This is a genomic window from Streptomyces niphimycinicus (assembly GCF_018883605.1).
Classification (GTDB): Bacteria; Actinomycetota; Actinomycetes; order Streptomycetales; family Streptomycetaceae; genus Streptomyces; species Streptomyces niphimycinicus.
The window spans coordinates 1-895 of the sequence record NZ_JAHLEM010001204.1 but is presented as its reverse complement, the minus strand read 5'-3'; the positions used below and the strand labels follow the sequence as shown (position 1 = coordinate 895).

General features: G+C 68.0%; 1 protein-coding gene. It reads left to right on the top strand.

The genetic code is table 11. The annotated features are described in order from the left end of the window. The coding region (locus KN815_RS48865; protein ID WP_216348171.1) for a beta-ketoacyl reductase at window positions 1-895 on the top strand (895 nt) is incomplete at both ends.

The following is an 895-nucleotide window of genomic DNA, read 5'->3' as shown; positions in this document are numbered from 1 at the left end:
CGCCCGGTCGCGGGTGTGGTGTCGTTGCTATCGGTCGAGGCGACGGTGTCGCTGGTGCAGGCCCTCGGGGTGGCCGGGGTCGATGCGCCGTTGTGGTGTGTCACCCGGGGTGCGGTCTCCGTGGTGGACGGGGATGTGGTGGATCCGCACGCGTCGGCGGTCTGGGGGCTGGGCCGTGTCATCGGTCTGGAGCATCCGGAGCGTTGGGGCGGGCTGATCGACCTGCCCGCCTCATGGGATGAGCGGACCTCCGGTCTGTTGTGCTCGGTGCTTTCAGGCGCCACGCGTGAGGATCACACAGCGATCCGTGGCAACGACGTCTTCGGCTGTCGGCTGAGCCGTGTGACGACCCCGGGTCGGGGGCAGTCCGCTGCCTGGGAAGCGTCGGGGACCGCCCTGATCACCGGTGGAACGGGGGCCCTGGGGAGCCATGTCGCCCGATGGCTCGCAGGCACCGGAGTCGCGGAGATCGTGCTGACGAGTCGGCGAGGCTCGGACGCGCCCGGAGCCGGGGAACTGGTGGCCGAACTATCGGCCATGGGTGTGTCGGCTCGGATCGCGGCGTGTGATGTGGCCGATCGGGACGCGGTTGCGGAACTGCTCGGGACGATCCCGGATCTTCGCGTGGTCGTCCATGCTGCGGGCGTTTCAAGCTGGGGCTCGTTGAGCGCCCTTACCGCCGAGGATCTTGCGGCTGGAATGCGGCCGAAGGTCATGGGAGCCATCCATCTGGATGAGCTGACGCGTCATATGTCCTTGGATGCCTTTGTTCTGTTCTCGTCGGTGGCGGGGGTGTGGGGGAGCGGTCGTCAGTCGGCGTATGCGGCGGCGAATGCGTTTTTGGATGGGTTGGCGTGGCGGCGTCGTGGTGTTGGGTTGGTGGCGACTTCGGTGG